16 protein-coding genes are annotated in these 15,556 nt (G+C 77.5%); 12 read left to right on the top strand and 4 right to left on the bottom strand.

The window, feature by feature from the left end; genetic code table 11:
* Positions 1-344: 344 nt before the first annotated feature.
* The 4 genes from BM165_RS17335 (at position 345) to BM165_RS17320 (ending at position 3,697) form a co-directional block, all read left to right on the top strand.
* Positions 345-1,319: an alpha/beta hydrolase gene (locus BM165_RS17335; protein WP_208976787.1), complete on the top strand. Its 975-nt coding sequence runs from the start codon at positions 345-347 to the stop codon at positions 1,317-1,319.
* Positions 1,320-1,432: 113 nt separating this feature from the next.
* Complete coding sequence (locus BM165_RS24890; RefSeq protein WP_177225236.1) at positions 1,433-1,609, top strand: hypothetical protein; 177 nt, start codon at positions 1,433-1,435, stop codon at positions 1,607-1,609.
* Positions 1,606-2,298 carry an SDR family NAD(P)-dependent oxidoreductase gene (locus BM165_RS17325; protein WP_075014773.1) on the top strand — a complete coding sequence of 231 codons (693 nt, stop codon included), beginning with the start codon at positions 1,606-1,608 and terminating at the stop codon, positions 2,296-2,298. The genes BM165_RS24890 and BM165_RS17325 overlap by 4 nt, the downstream gene beginning before the upstream one ends.
* 16 nt (positions 2,299-2,314) lie before the next feature.
* Positions 2,315-3,697, top strand: coding sequence for a DedA family protein (locus tag BM165_RS17320; protein WP_075014772.1), 1,383 nt, complete (start codon positions 2,315-2,317; stop codon positions 3,695-3,697).
* Here BM165_RS17320 and BM165_RS17315 read toward each other — a convergent pair.
* Entirely contained in the window at positions 3,694-4,617 is a 924-nt protein-coding gene (locus BM165_RS17315; RefSeq protein WP_075014771.1) for a LysR family transcriptional regulator, read from the bottom strand. The two genes, BM165_RS17320 and BM165_RS17315, sit on opposite strands and share 4 nt — an antisense overlap.
* 178 nt (positions 4,618-4,795) lie before the next feature.
* Here BM165_RS17315 and BM165_RS17310 point away from each other — a divergent pair, with 178 nt between their 5' ends.
* From BM165_RS17310 to BM165_RS17295, 4 genes are all read left to right on the top strand, one after another.
* Entirely contained in the window at positions 4,796-5,422 is a 627-nt protein-coding gene (locus BM165_RS17310; protein ID WP_432276818.1) for a ClpP family protease, read from the top strand.
* Between the two features lie 510 nt (positions 5,423-5,932).
* Positions 5,933-6,523, top strand: coding sequence for a hypothetical protein (locus BM165_RS17305; RefSeq protein ID WP_075014770.1), 591 nt, complete (start codon positions 5,933-5,935; stop codon positions 6,521-6,523).
* A gap of 23 nt (positions 6,524-6,546) precedes the next feature.
* Complete coding sequence (locus BM165_RS17300; protein WP_075014856.1) at positions 6,547-7,524, top strand: NAD-dependent epimerase/dehydratase family protein; 978 nt, start codon at positions 6,547-6,549, stop codon at positions 7,522-7,524.
* Positions 7,525-7,585: 61 nt separating this feature from the next.
* Positions 7,586-8,155 carry an isochorismatase family protein gene (locus BM165_RS17295; protein WP_075014769.1) on the top strand — a complete coding sequence of 190 codons (570 nt, stop codon included), beginning with the start codon at positions 7,586-7,588 and terminating at the stop codon, positions 8,153-8,155.
* A gap of 43 nt (positions 8,156-8,198) precedes the next feature.
* On the opposite strand, the gene BM165_RS17290 is transcribed toward BM165_RS17295, so the two are convergent.
* Positions 8,199-8,918 carry a response regulator transcription factor gene (locus BM165_RS17290; RefSeq protein WP_075014768.1) on the bottom strand — a complete coding sequence of 240 codons (720 nt, stop codon included), beginning with the start codon at positions 8,916-8,918 and terminating at the stop codon, positions 8,199-8,201.
* Positions 8,897-10,159: a sensor histidine kinase gene (locus BM165_RS17285; protein ID WP_143108205.1), complete on the bottom strand. Its 1,263-nt coding sequence runs from the start codon at positions 10,157-10,159 to the stop codon at positions 8,897-8,899. Before BM165_RS17285 ends, BM165_RS17290 begins: the two co-directional genes overlap by 22 nt.
* Before the next feature lie 140 nt (positions 10,160-10,299).
* Here BM165_RS17285 and BM165_RS17280 point away from each other — a divergent pair, with 140 nt between their 5' ends.
* From BM165_RS17280 to BM165_RS17265, 4 genes are all read left to right on the top strand, one after another.
* Positions 10,300-11,220 (top strand): ABC transporter ATP-binding protein, encoded by a 921-nt coding sequence (locus BM165_RS17280; RefSeq protein WP_075014767.1) that lies wholly within the window; start codon positions 10,300-10,302, stop codon positions 11,218-11,220.
* Entirely contained in the window at positions 11,217-12,008 is a 792-nt protein-coding gene (locus BM165_RS17275) for a hypothetical protein (protein ID WP_075014766.1), read from the top strand. The genes BM165_RS17280 and BM165_RS17275 overlap by 4 nt, the downstream gene beginning before the upstream one ends.
* Positions 12,005-12,241, top strand: coding sequence for a hypothetical protein (locus tag BM165_RS17270; RefSeq protein WP_075014765.1), 237 nt, complete (start codon positions 12,005-12,007; stop codon positions 12,239-12,241). The genes BM165_RS17275 and BM165_RS17270 overlap by 4 nt, the downstream gene beginning before the upstream one ends.
* 67 nt (positions 12,242-12,308) lie before the next feature.
* Positions 12,309-13,217 (top strand): alpha/beta hydrolase fold domain-containing protein, encoded by a 909-nt coding sequence (locus tag BM165_RS17265; RefSeq protein WP_083427468.1) that lies wholly within the window; start codon positions 12,309-12,311, stop codon positions 13,215-13,217.
* Positions 13,218-13,429: 212 nt separating this feature from the next.
* Here BM165_RS17265 and BM165_RS25210 read toward each other — a convergent pair whose 3' ends face one another.
* On the bottom strand, positions 13,430-15,541 hold the full coding sequence (locus tag BM165_RS25210) for a phosphotransferase (RefSeq protein WP_244274297.1): 2,112 nt from the start codon (positions 15,539-15,541) through the stop codon (positions 13,430-13,432).
* Positions 15,542-15,556 lie beyond the last annotated feature (15 nt).

The following is a 15,556-nucleotide window of genomic DNA, read 5'->3' as shown; positions in this document are numbered from 1 at the left end:
GGACGAGGGCCAGGACGTAGAAGAGCTGACGGGTCTGCTCCACCAGGTCGGCCGGGCGGCGCAGGTGCCGGTGCACACCTCGCCACAGCAGCGCGGGACGGGAGCTCATGTCACGGTCCTCGGGTCGGCGGGTGGTCGCCCGGACGTCATCGACCGCTCCCCGTCCCCGGTCGACCGCCCGTCCCGGCGGCGTCACCCCTCGGGGGGACGGCGGCACGGTCGATAGCCGGAGCCGATCGCCATCGGTATTGGCCTCCGGGCCGGGCCCGCGCCACCGTGGACGGACTCGACCGGGCCCTCCGCCCTCCTCGCACCGCCGTCCGCCCCGACCGTGGAGGTGGCACATGACCAGCGCACCGCCGATGCCCGTCCGCACGGGCCTCGCGCCGGCCCGGATCCGTGACGAGGTGCGCCGCCGGACCGACGGCGTGACGGCCGAGGCCGTCGTCTTCCCCGCGCACGGCACCCCGCTGGCCGGAGTGCTGTACCGGCCGGGCAACGCCCGCGGACCCCTGCCGGGTGTGGTCGTCACCGGCAGCTGGACCAGCGTCCGCGAGCAGATGGCCGACCGGTACGCCGCGCGCCTGGCTGCCCGGGGCTTCGCCACCCTGGCCTTCGACCACACCGGCTACGGCGCCAGCGGGGGGAGCCCTGCGCGACTACGAGTCGCCGGCCCTCAAGGCCCGCGACATCGGGGCCGCCGTCGGCTACCTGGCCGGCCGGCGGACGTCGTCGACCCGCGGCGGGTCGGCGCGCTCGGCGTGTGCGCCTCGGCCGGCTACACGGTCAGCAACGCCGTCACCGACCGGAGGGTGCGCGCCCTGGCGCTGGTCGCGCCGTGGCTGCACGACGCGCAGATCGTGGCCGACACCTACGGCGGGGCCGACGAGGTGGCGCTGCGCATGACCGCCGGAGCCCGCGCGCGCAGCCACCACGAGGGGACGGGGGAGGTCACCTACGTCCCGGCGGTGGGGTCCGGCGACCCCCTGGCCGCCATGCCGTTCGACGTCGACTTCTACCTCGACCCGCTGCGCGGCGCGGTGCCCGCGTGGGGCAACCGGTTCGCCGTCATGGCCTGGCCCGGGTGGCTCACCTACGACCCGATCGCGGCGGCGCGGCGGGTGCGCCAGCCGGTCCTCCTCGTGCACAGCGAGGACGCCGCCGTCCCGCTCGGTGCCCACCGGCTCGCGGCGGCGGTGCCCGGCGACGTCGACCAGCACTGGCTGGACGGCACCCAGTTCGACTTCTACGACGGCGACGTCCACGTCGACGACGCGGTGTCGCTCGCCGGCGCGCACTTCGCGGACGCGCTGCGGTGAGCTCGCCGGCCGGCACCGGGCGCCCGGTCGTGACCTGCCTCGCCGGCCGCCGGCCGCGCCGTGCCCGGCGGTGGGCCGTGGCGCGCGTGCCGGGTCCGGGCCGGACGGTGGTCATGAGCCGCCGTCCCCGGCCGGACGGTGCGGCCGGCCGCGACGCCGCCGTGGTGGTGCGGGTCCTGCTGCTGGCCCCCACCGGTGCGCTCGTCCCGGCCGTCCTCGTCGACGACCCGGTGGGTGCGTGCCCGGCCCGGTCCGAGCGGGCCCCGGGCGCCGACCCGGAGCGGCGGTGAGGACCACCGGCGTCGCCGTCGTGACCGGCGCCAACCGCGGCATCGGGCGCGAGGTGGCGCGCCTGCTCGCCGCCCGCGGGGTGACCACGGTCCTCGGGTCGCGCGACGAGGCCCGCGGGCAGGAGGCGGCCCGGGGCATGACCGGCCCCGTCGTCGTCCGCGGGCTCGACGTCACCGACCAGGGCAGCGTCGATGCGCTGGCGGCCTGGCTGCGGGCCGGGCACGGAGGCTTGGACGTGCTGGTCAACAACGCCGGCGTCCACTACGACACCTGGCAGAGCGCGGCGGAGGCAGACCTCGGCGTGGTCGAGGAGGCCTTCGCCGTCAACGTGGTCGGCGCCTGGCGGACGGCCGTGGCGCTGGCACCGCTGCTTCGGCCCGGCGGCCGCCTGGTCAACGTGTCCAGCGGCGCCGGCTCCTTCGGCGAGACCGCCGGCGCCGGGGGAGCGCCCGCCTACTCGGTGTCCAAGGCCGCGCTGGACATGCTGACGGTGAAGCTCGCCGCGGACCTGCGTCGCCGCCGCGTGCTGGTCAACGCGGTCTGCCCGGGGTGGGTGGCCACCGACATGGGCGGCGCCGGCGGGCGCCCGGTCGCCGACGGCGCCGCGAGCGTCCTGTACGCCGTCGACCTGCCCGACGACGGGCCCAGCGGCACCTTCACCCGCGACGGGCGGCCGGTCCCCTGGTGAGCCCCCGGCCCGGCCGGTGATCGAGGTCCTCGCCGGTCTGCCGCCCTGGCTCGTGCTGCTGGTCACCTGCGCGGTCGTCGCGACCGAGCCCGCGGTGCTCGCCGGTGTCGTGCTGCCCAGCGTCGCCTCGGTCGTCCTCACCGGCTTCGTCGCCGGGCTCGGCGTCGTCCCGCTCTGGGTCGCGGCGGTCCTCGTCGCCGGGGCCGCGTCCGGCGGCGACGCCCTGGCCTTCGCCGCCGGCCGGCGGCGCGCGGGGACGGCGGCCGGGGGCGCGCCCGCGCGGCGTCCGGGTCTGCAGCGCGGGTGGGACCGGGCGGCCGACCTCTACCGCCGCGTCGGCCGGCCGGTGGTGGCGCTGGCGCGGTGGGTGACCGTCGCCCGCACCGTGGTGCCGCGGCTGGCCGGCGGGTCCGGGCTGTCCTGGTCGCGCTACCTGGTGCTCGCGGTGCCGTCGGCCGTCGTCTGGAGCGCCACCCTGACCGGCGCCGGGTACGCCGTCGGGGCGTCCTACGCGGAGGTGAGCCGGTACGTCGGACGCGGCGGGGGCGCCCTCGTCGTCGTCGCGCTGGCCGGTGCCGCGGTGGTCGTGGCCGGCCACTGGATCGGCCGGCACCCCGACGTCGTCCGCGCCACCGCCGGCTGGCTCGGCGGGACCCGCACGGTGCGGGCGCTCGGCCGTCGCCACCCCGGTGCCCCGGCGCAGCGCCTCGCGGTCCGGGGAGCGGCCGCGGGTCTGCTGGCCGGGGTGCTGGTGGTGCTCGCCCTGGCCCTGTACGGGCTGCTGGTGGTGGCGTTCGCCTGGAGCGGGCTGCGCGGCGGGGACGGCTGGCTGGTCGACCAGCTGGCGGGCCTGCGGGGCGACCGCCTCACCGCGGTCGCGTGGCTGGTGGTGGGGACGCTGCGCAGCACGTGGGTCCTGCTCGCCCTCGGCCTGGTCGCGGTCCTCACCTGCCGGCGGCGCCGCGGACAGGGCCGGGCGATGGACCTGTCCGACCGGACGTCGGCCCTCGCGGCGGCGCTGGTGCCGCTGCTCGCACTGGCCCTCGCCGGGGTCCTCACCGGCCTCGTGTCCCCCGAGCCGAGCGACCCCGCGGTGCGCGACTGGGTGCTGGGTGCGCAGGTCCCGGTGGTGACGGCCGCGGCGGTCACGCTCGCCGGGCTCCTCACGGCCGGGCGTCCCTGGGGAGCGCGCGCCGCCGCGGTCACCGGCGCGGAACTGCTGGCCCTCCTGCTCGTGGCGTCCCGCGTCCACCTCGGCTGGGACACCCCGACGACGGCGCTCACCTCGCTGCTGATCGGCACCGCCTGGTCCGGTCTGCTGCTGGTCGCCTGGCGCGAGGCCGTCGCCCGGGGCCCCGCCGTCCCGGCGCCGCCGGGGGCCGTGCGCGCACCGGCCTAGGGAACCGTGCCGGCCTCCGGCCGGGGAGCCGGGTCCTCGAGAGCGGCCACGCAGCACCGGACGAAGTCGTGCACGACCGGGCGGGTGTCGTCGGCCCGCCACGCGATGGCCAGCTCGCCCGGCGGCAGCCCGCGGACGGGACGGACCACGTACTCCGGACGCCGGTAGATCTCCGCGTTGCCCGCGCTGATGAGGGCGACGCCCAGCCCCCGGCCGAGCGCGGTCACCGCCTCCTCGGGACCGTGCACCACGGCCCCGATGCGGACGGGGTGGCCGTCGCGCGCGTCGACGGCCAGCCAGTAGTCGCGCAGGCTGCCCGTCGACTCCGGGAGGGCGATGAACGGCTCGTCGTAGAGGTCGGCCATCGTGAGCTCGTCGCGCCCGGTCAGCGGGTGGTCCCGGGGAAGGGCCAGGTGCCGCTCCTCGCGCACGAGCACGCGGTGGGCCAGCCCGCCGTCGGCGGGCAGGGGCAGCCAGCAGAACGCGAGGTCGCTGACGCCGGAGTCGAGCCCGAGGCTCCGGTCGTCGAAGGGGAGCTGCTGGAAGTCGACCCGGAAGCCCGGGTGGCGCCGGAGGAAGGCCTCGACGGCCACCGGCACCAGGCCGCGGCCGACGCCGATCGACATCCCGACCGTGAGGGTCCGGCTGTCGGCGGCGACCGCCTCGGCGACGGCCTGCTGGGCCGCGTCCCAGGTGTCGACGGTCCGCCGGGCGTAGGGCACCAGGGCCCGGCCGGCGCTGGTCAGGCTCACGCCGCGGGGCGAGCGGACGAACAGCGGCGCGCGGACGTGCTGCTCGAGCACCTGGATCTGGCGGCTCAGGGCCGGCTGCGAGACGAACAGCCGCTGGGCGGCGCGGGTGAAGTGCAGCTCGTCGGCGACCGCGAGGAAGTACCGGAGGTCCCGCAGGTGCACGTCCATGCGCGAGTGTTATCACGCGGTGCATCGGACCGACAGCCCTTCGCCCGCGCTGTCAAGACCATTCCGCCAGGAGCACAAGAATTGCGCGAATGGCGGAACCGCGCCATTCAGGAGCGCATTCCCGTCGCTTTCCCGATTGACTCCGGACGTCCGGTCCCCGGCCGTCCTGGAGGTCCCCGTGCGCACCCCGACCATGCGAGAGTCCACCGCCCACCACTCGCTGCAGGACGCCGTCGGCGACCGGCTGCTGCGCGAGCGGATCGTCGTCCTGGGCAGCGAGGTCGACGACGTCGTCGCCAACCAGCTGTGCGCGCGGATGCTGCTGCTGGCCGCCGACGACCCCTCCCGCGACGTGCACCTCTACGTCAACTCGCCCGGTGGCTCGGTCACCGCGGGGATGGCCGTCTACGACACCATGCAGTTCATCGACTGCGACGTCGCCACCTACGCGTTCGGGATGGCGGCCTCGATGGGGCAGTTCCTGCTCACCGCCGGCGCGCCCGGCAAGCGGTACACGCTGCCGCACACCCGGATCCTGGTGCACCAGCCCTCGGCCGGGGTCGGCGGGACGCAGTCCGACATCGCCGTGCAGGCCGACATGCTGCGCCGCCTCAAGCGCGACGTGAACGAGCTGCAGGCCCGGCACACCGGGCAGAGCGTCGAGCAGATCGAACGCGACTCCGACCGCGACCGGTGGTTCACCCCGGAGCAGGCCCGCGCGTACGGGCTCGTCGACCACGTCGTCACCTCCGTCGCCGCGCTGCCCGGCCCGGGCCTCGTCCCCGGCGGGGCCGGCCTGCCCTGACCGGCGGGCTACCCGCGCCGGCGGTCCGCCGTTCTCCCGGCGCCCCCGGGAATGCCCGCCGCGCCGAGGCGTTGCAGCAGGTGCCGGTCCGGTCCATGCCCCCGGGCCTCACCTCCTGCCGCTGCGAGCGGCCACTCGCCGAGAGGCGGCTGTCGGGCCGGCACACGCGGTCCAGCGGCCGCCCGGTCCCCCGACCGGGCGGCCGCTGCCGTCTGCGGCGTCCCCGACCGGCTCGGGCCGGGTCCGGCCGGCCGCGGCGCCGGCGCTCGTCCACCGGACGGCTCGCCCGGCGCTGGTCCACCGCGACGGTGCTCGGCGGCCCGCCGTGCGGGAGGTCACAGGACGACAGCGGTCGATCGGGTTCCGTTCGGGGTGCGGTCCGCCGATGACCTCCCCGGCCGACCCACGGCGCCGTCGACGGCGACGAGCGCCCGGGGACCGGTGTGCGGCTGCGGCCCGCCGGTGGCCGTGCCCCTCGCAGATCCCCCCGAACGGAACCGTCGCTCTCCCGTGCTCACCGTCCTCGGCCTCGCCGCGGCCATCCTCAGCACCACCGTCCTCTGGCCCCAGGTCCGCCTCTCCTGCCTGCAGCGCCGCACGCGGGGCCTGCCCCCGGCGGCGGCCTGGCTCACCGTCGCCCTGAACGTCCACTGGCTCGTCTTCGCCCTGCTGGCCGGCAACCCGGTCCAGGCGCTCACCCACGTCGTCGTCGGCGCGGGCAACACCGCCGTCCTGGGTGCCCTGCTGCTCACCCGGCCGGAGCTGCGCACCGCCCGCGCGCTGCGCGCGAACGCGTCCGACGCCGCGGTCGCCGCCGTCCTCGGCGCGGTCGCCGGGGTGGCCGGCGTCGCCGCCGCCGTCCTGCCGCCGCTGCGGCTGCTGCGCGACCGCGCCCAGGACACGTCGGGCATCTCGCCGGCGCGGTGGGGGCTGGCCGCGTCGTCGCTGGCCTGGACCGCCTACGGCGCGGGCACCGGCGAGACGGTGATCTGGCTGTCCGCCGGGCTGGACGCCGTCTGCGCGCTCGCCGTGTGCGCGCTGCTGCAGACCCGCCGGCCGGCCGTCGTCGTCGCGCGGCGGAGGGTGCTCGCGGCCGCCTGAGCCGCCCTGCCAGGGTGGAGCCCGTGCGCGTCCTCGTCACCGGCAGCTCGGGACACCTCGGCGAGGCGCTGGTCCGCGTGCTGCGCGGCGCCGGCGACGAGGTCGTCGGCCTGGACCTGCTGCCCTCGCCGTGGACCGACGTCGTGGCGTCGGTCGGGGACCGCGCCGCCGTCCGGGCCGCGCTCGCCGGCGCCGAGGCCGTGCTGCACACCGCCACGCTGCACAAGCCGCACGTGGGCACGCACGACCGGCAGGCGTTCGTCGACACCAACGTCACCGGCACGCTGACCGTGCTCGAGGAGGCCGTGGCCGCCGGCGTCGGGCGGGTGGTGGTGACCAGCACCACCAGTGCCTTCGGCCGCGCGCTGACGCCGGCGCCGGGGGAGCCGGCCGCGTGGGTCACCGAGGAGGTGCCGCCGCGGGTCCGCAACGTCTACGGCGCCACCAAGGTCGCCGCCGAGGACCTCTGCGAGCTCGTCGCCCGCGACAGCGGACTGCCCGTGGTCGTGCTGCGCACCTCCCGGTTCTTCCCGGAGGGCGACGACAGCGACGACGTCCGCGCCGCCTACGACGACGACAACGTCAAGGTCAACGAGCTGCTCCACCGGCGCGTCGACCTCGCCGACGTCGTCTCCGCCCACCGCGCCGCGCTCGACCGGGCACCGGCGCTCGGCTTCGGCCGCTACGTCGTCAGCGCCACCACGCCGTTCGGCCGGGACGACCTCGCGCGGCTGCGCACCGACGCCCCGGCCGTCGTCGCCCGGCTGTTCCCGGACGCGCCGGCCCTGTACCAGCGGCTCGGCTGGCGGCTGTTCCCGTCCCTCGACCGCGTCTACGTCAACGCCGCCGCCCGCGCCGACCTCGGCTGGACGCCGGAGTACGACTTCCGCCGTGCCCTCGACCTGCTCGCCGCCGGCCGGCCGCCGCGCAGCGAGCTGGCGCGCACCGTGGGGGCGAAGGGCTACCACGCCGTCCCGACCGGCCCGTACACCGTGCGCTGAGTCCGTCGGTGGTGCGTGCGAGGGTGACCCCGAGCACACGTCCACGCCCGGGAGGGGACGCATGACCACGCTGCCGGACAGGCCGCACAGCGCACTGCTCGTCGTCGACGTGCAGAACGGTGTCGTCGGCGGGGCGCACGCCCGCGACGAGGTCGTCACCACCATCGCCGGCCTGGTGGAGCGGGCCCGCGCCGAGCAGGTCCCCGTCGTCTGGGTGCAGCACGACGACGAGGAGCTGGTGCGCGGCAGCGAGGACTGGCAGGTCGTCCCGGAGCTCGCGCCGGCCGACGGCGAGCCGCGGGTGCAGAAGCACTACGGCGACTCGTTCGAGGACACCGACCTGGAGCAGGTGCTGGCCGGGCTGGGTGTCGGGCGGGTGGTGGTCACCGGCGCGGAGACCGACGCCTGCGTCCGCGCCACGCTGCACGGGGCGCTGGTCCGCGGCTACGACACCGTCCTGGTCGGTGACGCGCACACCGCGGGCGACAAGTCGCAGTGGGGCGCCCCGCCGGTGGCGCAGGTCATCGCGCACACCAACCTCTACTGGGGCTTCGCGGCCGCGCCCGGGCGCACGGCGGGCACGGTCGCCGCCGCCGACGTCGACCTGGCGGGCACCGCCGCGGACGCCTGAGCCGCCCGCCCGAGCCGCCCGCGGATGCCGCCGGGCGCCGGTCTCAGAGCAGCCCGGCGTCGTGCACGACCAGCGCGACCTGCACGCGGTTGGCCACCTCCAGCTTGGTGAGCAGGCGCGACACGTGCGCCTTCACCGTCGCGACGCTCATGTACAGCTCCGCCCCGATCTGCGCGTTGGGCAGTCCCCGCCCCACCGCCAGCGCGACGTCGCGCTCCCGGTCGCTGAGGCGGTCCAGCAGCGCCCGCGCCGGGGTGCGGGTGTCCCCGCCCCCACCGTCCCGGGCGGTCCCGGCGGCGTGGGCCATCAACTGGCGGGTGACCGAGGGGGAGAGCATCGGCTCGCCCGCGGCCACCCGGCGGACGGCGTCGACGATCACCGCCGGCGGGGTGTCCTTGAGCAGGAAGCCGCTCGCCCCGGCGCGCATCGCCCGCAGCACCTCGGCGTCGGCGTCGAAGGTGGTCAGGACCACCACCGCCGGACCGCCGGGGCGGCAGAGCAGCCGCTCGGTGGCGGCCAGCCCGTCGGTGCGGGGCATCCGGATGTCCATGAGGACGACGTCCGGGGTGGTCCGCCCGACGGCGGCCGGCACCTCGTCGCCGTCGGCGGCCTCTCCCACGAGCAGCACGTCGGCGGCGCCGCCGAGGACCATGGCGAGGGCCGCCCGTACCAGCGGGTCGTCGTCGACCACGAGGACCCGCACCGGGCCGGCCGACGTCGCCGGGGTGCCGGCCGGGCCGCTCACGCGGTCGCCGGCGACCACGGCAGCTCCACCCGGACGCGGAAGTCGCCGGTCGGTGTCCAGCCGTGCTCCAGCCGGCCACCGGCCAGGCTGACCCGCTCCAGGACACCGATCAGACCGGTCCCCCCGCTGGGGAGCGCCGGCGGGGTCCCGCCCGCGGGCGCGGGGTTGCGCACCTCGACGGTCAGGCCCTGTGCCGGCCCGCCGGTCACCGCCACGGTGGCGACGGTGCCCGGGGCGTGCCGGCGCACGTTGGTCAGCGCCTCCTGCACCACCCGGTAGGCCGTCCGCCCGGTCCCCGCCGGCACCGAGCCCAGGTCGGCGACGCGGTACTCCGCCTGCACCCGCAGGCCCGCCTGCCGCAACTCCTCGACCAGCGCGGGGAGGTCGCCCAGGGTCGGCTGCGGGCGCTCGGGGGCCTCGCCGTCCGCGCCGTCGCGCAGCACCCCGATCACCCCGCGCAGGTCGACGAGGGCCTGCCGGGCGCTGGCCCGGACGACGCCGGCCGCCCGGGCCACCTCCGCGGCCGGGGCGTCGGGCCGGAACTCCAGGGCGCCGGCGTGCATGCTCAGCAGGGACAGCCGGTGGGCCAGGACGTCGTGCATCTCGCGGGCGATGCGGCTGCGCTCGAGGTGGCGGGCCTGCTCCACGCGCAGCCGCTGCTCGGCCTCGGCCCGGACGGCCCGCTCCCGCAGGGACGCGAGCAGCTGCCGGCGGGCACGGACGAACATCCCCCACGACACCACCGCGGCCAGCAGCGCCAGGCCGAGGGACACGAACACCGGCTCCGGCATCCCGTCGACCGTGCGCACGGCGACGTACGCGGCGAAGGCGGCCGCGTTGACCGCGGTCACGGCCACCACGGTCGGCCACCTCCGGTGGACCGCCACCGTGAACAGCGCGACCAGGATCGCGGCGCCGCCGGCGTCGAGCAGCGCGCCGACGGTGGTGACCCCCACGGCGACGGCCACCGGCCACCGGCGCCGCCACCACAGGGCCACGCACGAGCCGAGGCCGACGACGAGCTCGGCCAAGAGAAGCGGGTCCGGGGGAGGCACCGGCCGGCTCGTCATCTCGCCGAGCGTGCCGACCGCGAACGCCACGGTCGCGACGAAGGAGACCACGTCGACGATCCAGTCCCGCGGCGACCGGCGTGCCCGCGGGACGTCGTCGGGCGCCCCGGCCGGGTCGGCCAGCAGCAGCGCCGGGTCGACCGCGGGGTCCTCGAGGCCGCCGGACGGGGCGCGGGTGACCGTGCTCACCCCGTCGACGCTACGGAGGGGACCCGACTCCCGGTACCGACCAAGGTCTACGTCGTCCGCCGCGGGGACCGACCGACGTCGGCCGGGTCGGACCGGGTGGCCGATGCCGGGGAGGGCCGCGGACGGCCACGGTCGTCGGCATGATCGCCATCGAGCACCTCAGCAAGCGCTACGGCGGGCACCCCGCCGTCGACGACGTGTCCTTCACCTGCGCACCCGGGACGGTCACCGGCTTCCTCGGGCCCAACGGGGCCGGCAAGTCCACGACACTGCGGGTGCTGTGCGGGCTCGCGGCGCCGACCCGCGGGACGGCGACGGTCGGCGGCCGCCGCTACCGCGACCTGCCGAACCCCGGCCGCGAGGTCGGTGTCCTCCTCGACGCGGCGGCCCAGCACCCGGGCCGCACCGGCCGGGAGGCGCTGACCCTCGCGGCGACGGTGCTCGGGGTGGACCGCGGGCGGGTGGCCGAGCTGCTCGACCACGTCGGGCTCGACGGCACCGCCGCACGCAAGCGGGTCGGCGCGTACTCCCTCGGCATGCGGCAGCGCCTCGGTCTGGCCGGTGCCCTCCTCGGGGACCCGCGGGTGCTGGTCCTCGACGAGCCGGCCAACGGTCTCGACCCCGAGGGGATCTTCTGGATGCGCGGCCTGCTGCGCGGCTTCGCCGACCGGGGCGGCACGGTGCTGCTCTCCTCCCACCTCCTCCGCGAGGTCGAGGCGGTGGCCGACCGGCTGGTCGTCATCGCCGGCGGCCGGGTGGTCGCCCAGGGGGCCATGGACGAGCTGCTGGCCGACACCGGCGTGCGGGTCCGCGCCCGCGACCGGGCGGCGCTGGAGCGGGCTCTGACCGCGGCGGGGATCGGGTTCGGGCCGGCCGACGGGGACGCCGTCATCGCGGCCGCCGACGCGGGCGCCGTCGGCGAGGCGACCTCGCGCGCCGGTGTCCCGCTGCTCGAGCTGCAGCCCGCAGGGGGCGCCGGGCTCGAGGACCTGTTCCGGTCGCTCACCTCGGCCGGGCCGCACGGCCCGGCCGGCGGGACGGTCGGGGAGGTGCGGGCGTGAGCGGCACGACGACGCCGCTCCGGAGCCGCGGACCGGCGGCGGGTGCCGAGCCGGCGCCCCCGGGCCCCGCGCGGCTCGTCCGGGTGGAGCTGCGCAAGGCGTACGACACCCGCGCGGGCGCCTGGCTGCTCGTGGCCGTCGCGGTGGCGGCGGTCGCCGTCGTCGTCCTGCAGGTGTTCTTCGACCCGCCGGCCCGCAGCCTCGCCGGCCACCTGACCGGCGCCCAACTGCCGGTCGGGGTACTGCTGCCGGTGCTGGGCATCCTGCTGGTGACCAGCGAGTGGTCCGCCCGCACGGCCGGGACCACCTTCGGCCTGGTGCCCCGGCGCTCGCGCGTGCTGGCCGCCAAGGTCGCCGCCGCGGGCGTGCTGGCGGTGCTGGCCGTGGCCGCCAGCGCGCTGGTGGCGGTGGCGGGCACCCTGCTGACGCCGCTGGTCACCGACGACCCCGCCGACTGGACCCTGACCGCCGGGCAGGTCGGGCAGGTGCTGGCGGTGCAGGTCGCGACGGTCCTGGTCGGCGTGGCCTTCGGCATGCTGCTGCTCAGCTCCCCGCTGGCCATCGTCCTGTACTTCGTGCTGCCCACGGCGTTCACCGTGCTGGTGAACGCCGTCGCCGCGCTGCACTGGGTGCGGGACTGGCTGGACCTCACCTCGACCTCCGCCCCCATGTACGAGGGCCTGCTGGAGGGGCGGGGCTGGCTGCGGCTGGCGACGTCGCTGGCCCTCTGGCTGCTGCTCCCGATGGCGGTCGGCTGGGTGCGGGTCCTGCGCCGGGACGTCCCGTGAACGAGCACCGCCCCGGGGACCGGGACGGCGGAGCGGACGCCGCGCAGGTCCTCGGGGCGGTGCTGCTCCTCGTGGGCGCGCAAGGCGTCGTCCGCCAGCTGGTCCACCCGGACCGCCGGTGGCTGCTGGAGTGGCTGCCCGGCGGCTACGCGGTGAGCATGGCCGTGTACTGCGTGGCCACCCTGGCCGGCGTCCTGCTGGCCTGGTGGGGCCGGTCGCGGCGGAGGGACTGACCGGGCCGGCCGGCAGGGAGCGGGAGGACGACGTGAGCACACCCCGGAACCGGACATGAGCCTGCGGATGCGTGCGGTCGCGGTCGTGCTGCGGCTGACCCGCAAGCCCCGCATGGCCTCCGCCGAGCGCGCCCGGGAGCGGCTGGCCGAGCCCGAGCGCCCGGCGCCGGTGCCGGCCGCGGTGCGGCGGCGGCACGCGGTCTCCCGCCGCGCCGTCGAGGGGTTCGAGGTGACCACCGTGGCCCCGCGCGGCCGCCCGGCCGCGCGCACGGCGCTCTACCTGCACGGCGGCGCCTACGTCTCCCCGGTGGCGCCGCAGCACTGGACGCTGGCCGGTCGGCTGGCCGACGCCGGCGTCCGGGTGGTGCTGCCCCAGTACGGCCTGGCGCCGCAGCACACCCACCGCGACGCCGCCCGCCTGCTCACCGCCCTGTACCGGGAGCTGGCCGGCGAGGGCGGGCAGGTTGTGCTCGCCGGGGACTCCGCCGGCGGCGGGCTGGCCCTCGGCTTCGCGCAGGCGCTGCTGGGGACCGACCTGCCACGGCCCCGGTCCCTGGTGCTGCTGGCGCCGTGGCTGGACCTCACGCTGGCCGACCCCGCCGTCGCGGCCGCCGAGGCCCGCGACCCGTGGCTGTCGAGCGCGGGACTGGTCGAGGTCGGTCGTGCCTGGGCCGGCGGGGACGACCCCCGTGACCCGCGGCTGAGCCCGGTGCACGGCCCGCTGGCCGGCCTCGCCCCGGTGCGGATCTGGGTGGGCACCCGGGACCTGCTGCTGCCCGACGCGCTGCGGCTGCGGGACCGGGCCGCCGCCGAGGGTGCGGACGTCGAGGTCACCGTCTGCGAGGGTGCCGTGCACGTCTACCCGCTGACCCCGACGCCGGAGGGCCGTGCCGGCATCCGGGAGGTTGTGGCCGCGATCGCCGGAGGACCCCAGGACGGCTCGGTGGACGCCGACCTGTGGCGGCCGACCGCCTGACCGTCCGTAGCCGAAGCCGTGCCGCTCCCGGTGCGCGAGCCGGCCGACCAGGCGCGCCCGTCTGGCCTCCGGGTCGGGATCGGGTCCGGCCGGGTCGTGCACGTGGGTGCGTGGGTCGCCGTGCACGGCGGACACCGCGTCGAGGTCCGCGGCCGTCGGCGGTCGCACGGTGAGCCGACCGTCGGGCAGCACCCGCCGGCCGGCCGGCCCGGTCACGGGACCAGCGGATCCAGCACCGCGAGCTCGTCCTCGTGCAGGCCCGCGACCACCACGGTGCCGTCGCGCTCGGCCACCGCGGTGACGAACCCGTACCCGGCGTCGGCCGAGCGCAGGTCGTGCACGCGCCGGCCGTCGGCCGGGTCGAACGCCACCACCCACGCGATCGGCGTCGCCGCGGGCCGCACCCGGGCGGGCACGTTCCACAGCGCCAGCCGCAGCACGCCCGGCAGCGGCAGCAGCCGGTCGAGCAGCGCGTTGCGCGGCGCGGCGATCGCCACCCACAGCAGGCCGTCGCTGCCCAGGCTGAGGTTGTCCGGGAACCCCGGCAGCTCGACCAGCGGCTCGGTGGTGCCCGCCCGCGGCCCGGTCAGCCAGTGCCGCAGCACCCGGTACCGGGCGGTCTCGGCCAGCAGCAGGTGCGAGCCGTCGGGCGCCAGCACCAGGCCGTTGGCGAAGCCCAGCCCCGCCAGCACCGTCGTCACCGTGCCGTCGGGGTCCCGCCGCACCAGCCGGCCGGTCGCGGAGTGCTCGAAGAAGTCGCCGAGGTGGTGCTCGACGTCCCAGCGGTCGGTCGACGTCGTGAACCACACCGTGCCGTCGGGTGCGGCCGCGACGTTGCTGGCGAAGGTCAGCGGCTCGCCGTCGAGCGAGGACACCAGCACCTCGACCGCGCCGTCGGGCCCGACGCGCAGCAGCCCGCGGTCGTGGTCGCACACCAGCACGCTGCCGTCGGCGCACGGCTCCACACCGAGCGGCCGCCCGCCGGTCCGCCCGACCGGCGTGCGTGCGCCGGTGGCGACGTCGATCCGCACCACGCTGCCGTCGCGCAGCCCGGTCACCGCGAGCCCGGCCGCGTCGAACACGACGTCCTCGGGTCCGTGGTCACCGGGGTCGAGCCGGCGGGCGATCCGCAGCGGCGCCGTGGGGCCGGGATCGTGGAACGCCGGCGGGGTCCACCGGCGCGGCCGGATCCGCCGGCGGGTCAGCAGCGGGCTGCCCACCTGGGCGGCGGCGCGGTCGGGGGTGAGCCGGCCGGCGCGCCGGATCACCGAGAGGCAGCGCCGCTCGAGCAGCCGGACGGCGACGCCGAAGGAGCGGAACGCCGGGTCGGTGGTCTGCCCCGACCGGTAGCGCGCCCAGACCTGCTGGGCGATCACCGCGACGCGGAACAGGCCGAACACCTCGTACCAGGCCCACTCGCCGTTCGTGACCCGATGCCCGGTGCGCGCGCAGTAGTGCGCCACGACCTGCTCGCGGGTCATCATCCCGGGCAGCGTCGTCGGCTGGCGGCTGAGGCGGCGCACCAGCGGGCCGTCGTCGGCCTGGATCCAGTAGCCCAGCGCACTGGCGAGGTCCATGAGCGGGTCGCCGACGGTGGCCAGCTCCCAGTCGAGCAGCCCGACCGGGCGGGTGGGGTCGGCGGGGTCGAGGACGACGTTGTCGAGGCGGAAGTCGTTGTGCACCAGCGTGTGCGGCCGGTCGGCGGGCTGGTGTGCGGCCAGCCACGCCGTGACCCGCGCGAACGACGGCACGTCGCGGGTGCGTGCCCGCGCGTAGCGCCCGGTCCAGTTGTCGACCTGGCGGCGCACGTAGCCCGGCCCGCGGTCGAGCCCGGCCAGCCCGGTGGCGTCGACGTCGACCCGGTGCAGCTCGACCAGCAGGTCGACGACGTTCGTGCACAGCCGCGCCACCTGCTCGCGGGAGAGGTCGACGCCCGGTGGCATCCGACGGCGGGGGATCGGCCCCTCGATCCGCCGCACGACGGAGAACGGCGTGCCGGTGACGGCGGTGTCCTCGCACAGCGCGACCGTCCGCGGCACCGCGGGCAGCACCCGACCCAGCGCCTCCTGGATGCGGTACTCGCGGGCGACGTCGTGCGCGGTGCCGGTGTGCTGCCCGCGCGGCGGCCGGCGCAGCACGAGGTCGCCGTCGGGGTAGCGCAGCAGGTAGGTGAGGTTGGAGACGCCGCCGGAGAACTGGCGCACCTCCGGGACGGCGGAGAGGTCGACGCCGGCCCGCCCGGGGTCGGCGTGCCCGGCCAGCCACGCGGCGACGGCGGCGAGGTCGAGGGCGTCCTCGGCGCGGACCGGGCGCACGTCGGTCACGACGCCCACCGCCCG

Origin of the sequence: Geodermatophilus obscurus, assembly GCF_900115395.1 — a bacterium.
In the GTDB taxonomy this organism is placed as follows: domain Bacteria; phylum Actinomycetota; class Actinomycetes; order Mycobacteriales; family Geodermatophilaceae; genus Geodermatophilus; species Geodermatophilus obscurus_B.
The sequence above is the reverse complement of the archived record's forward strand: the minus strand, read 5'-3'. Positions and strand labels throughout refer to the sequence as shown.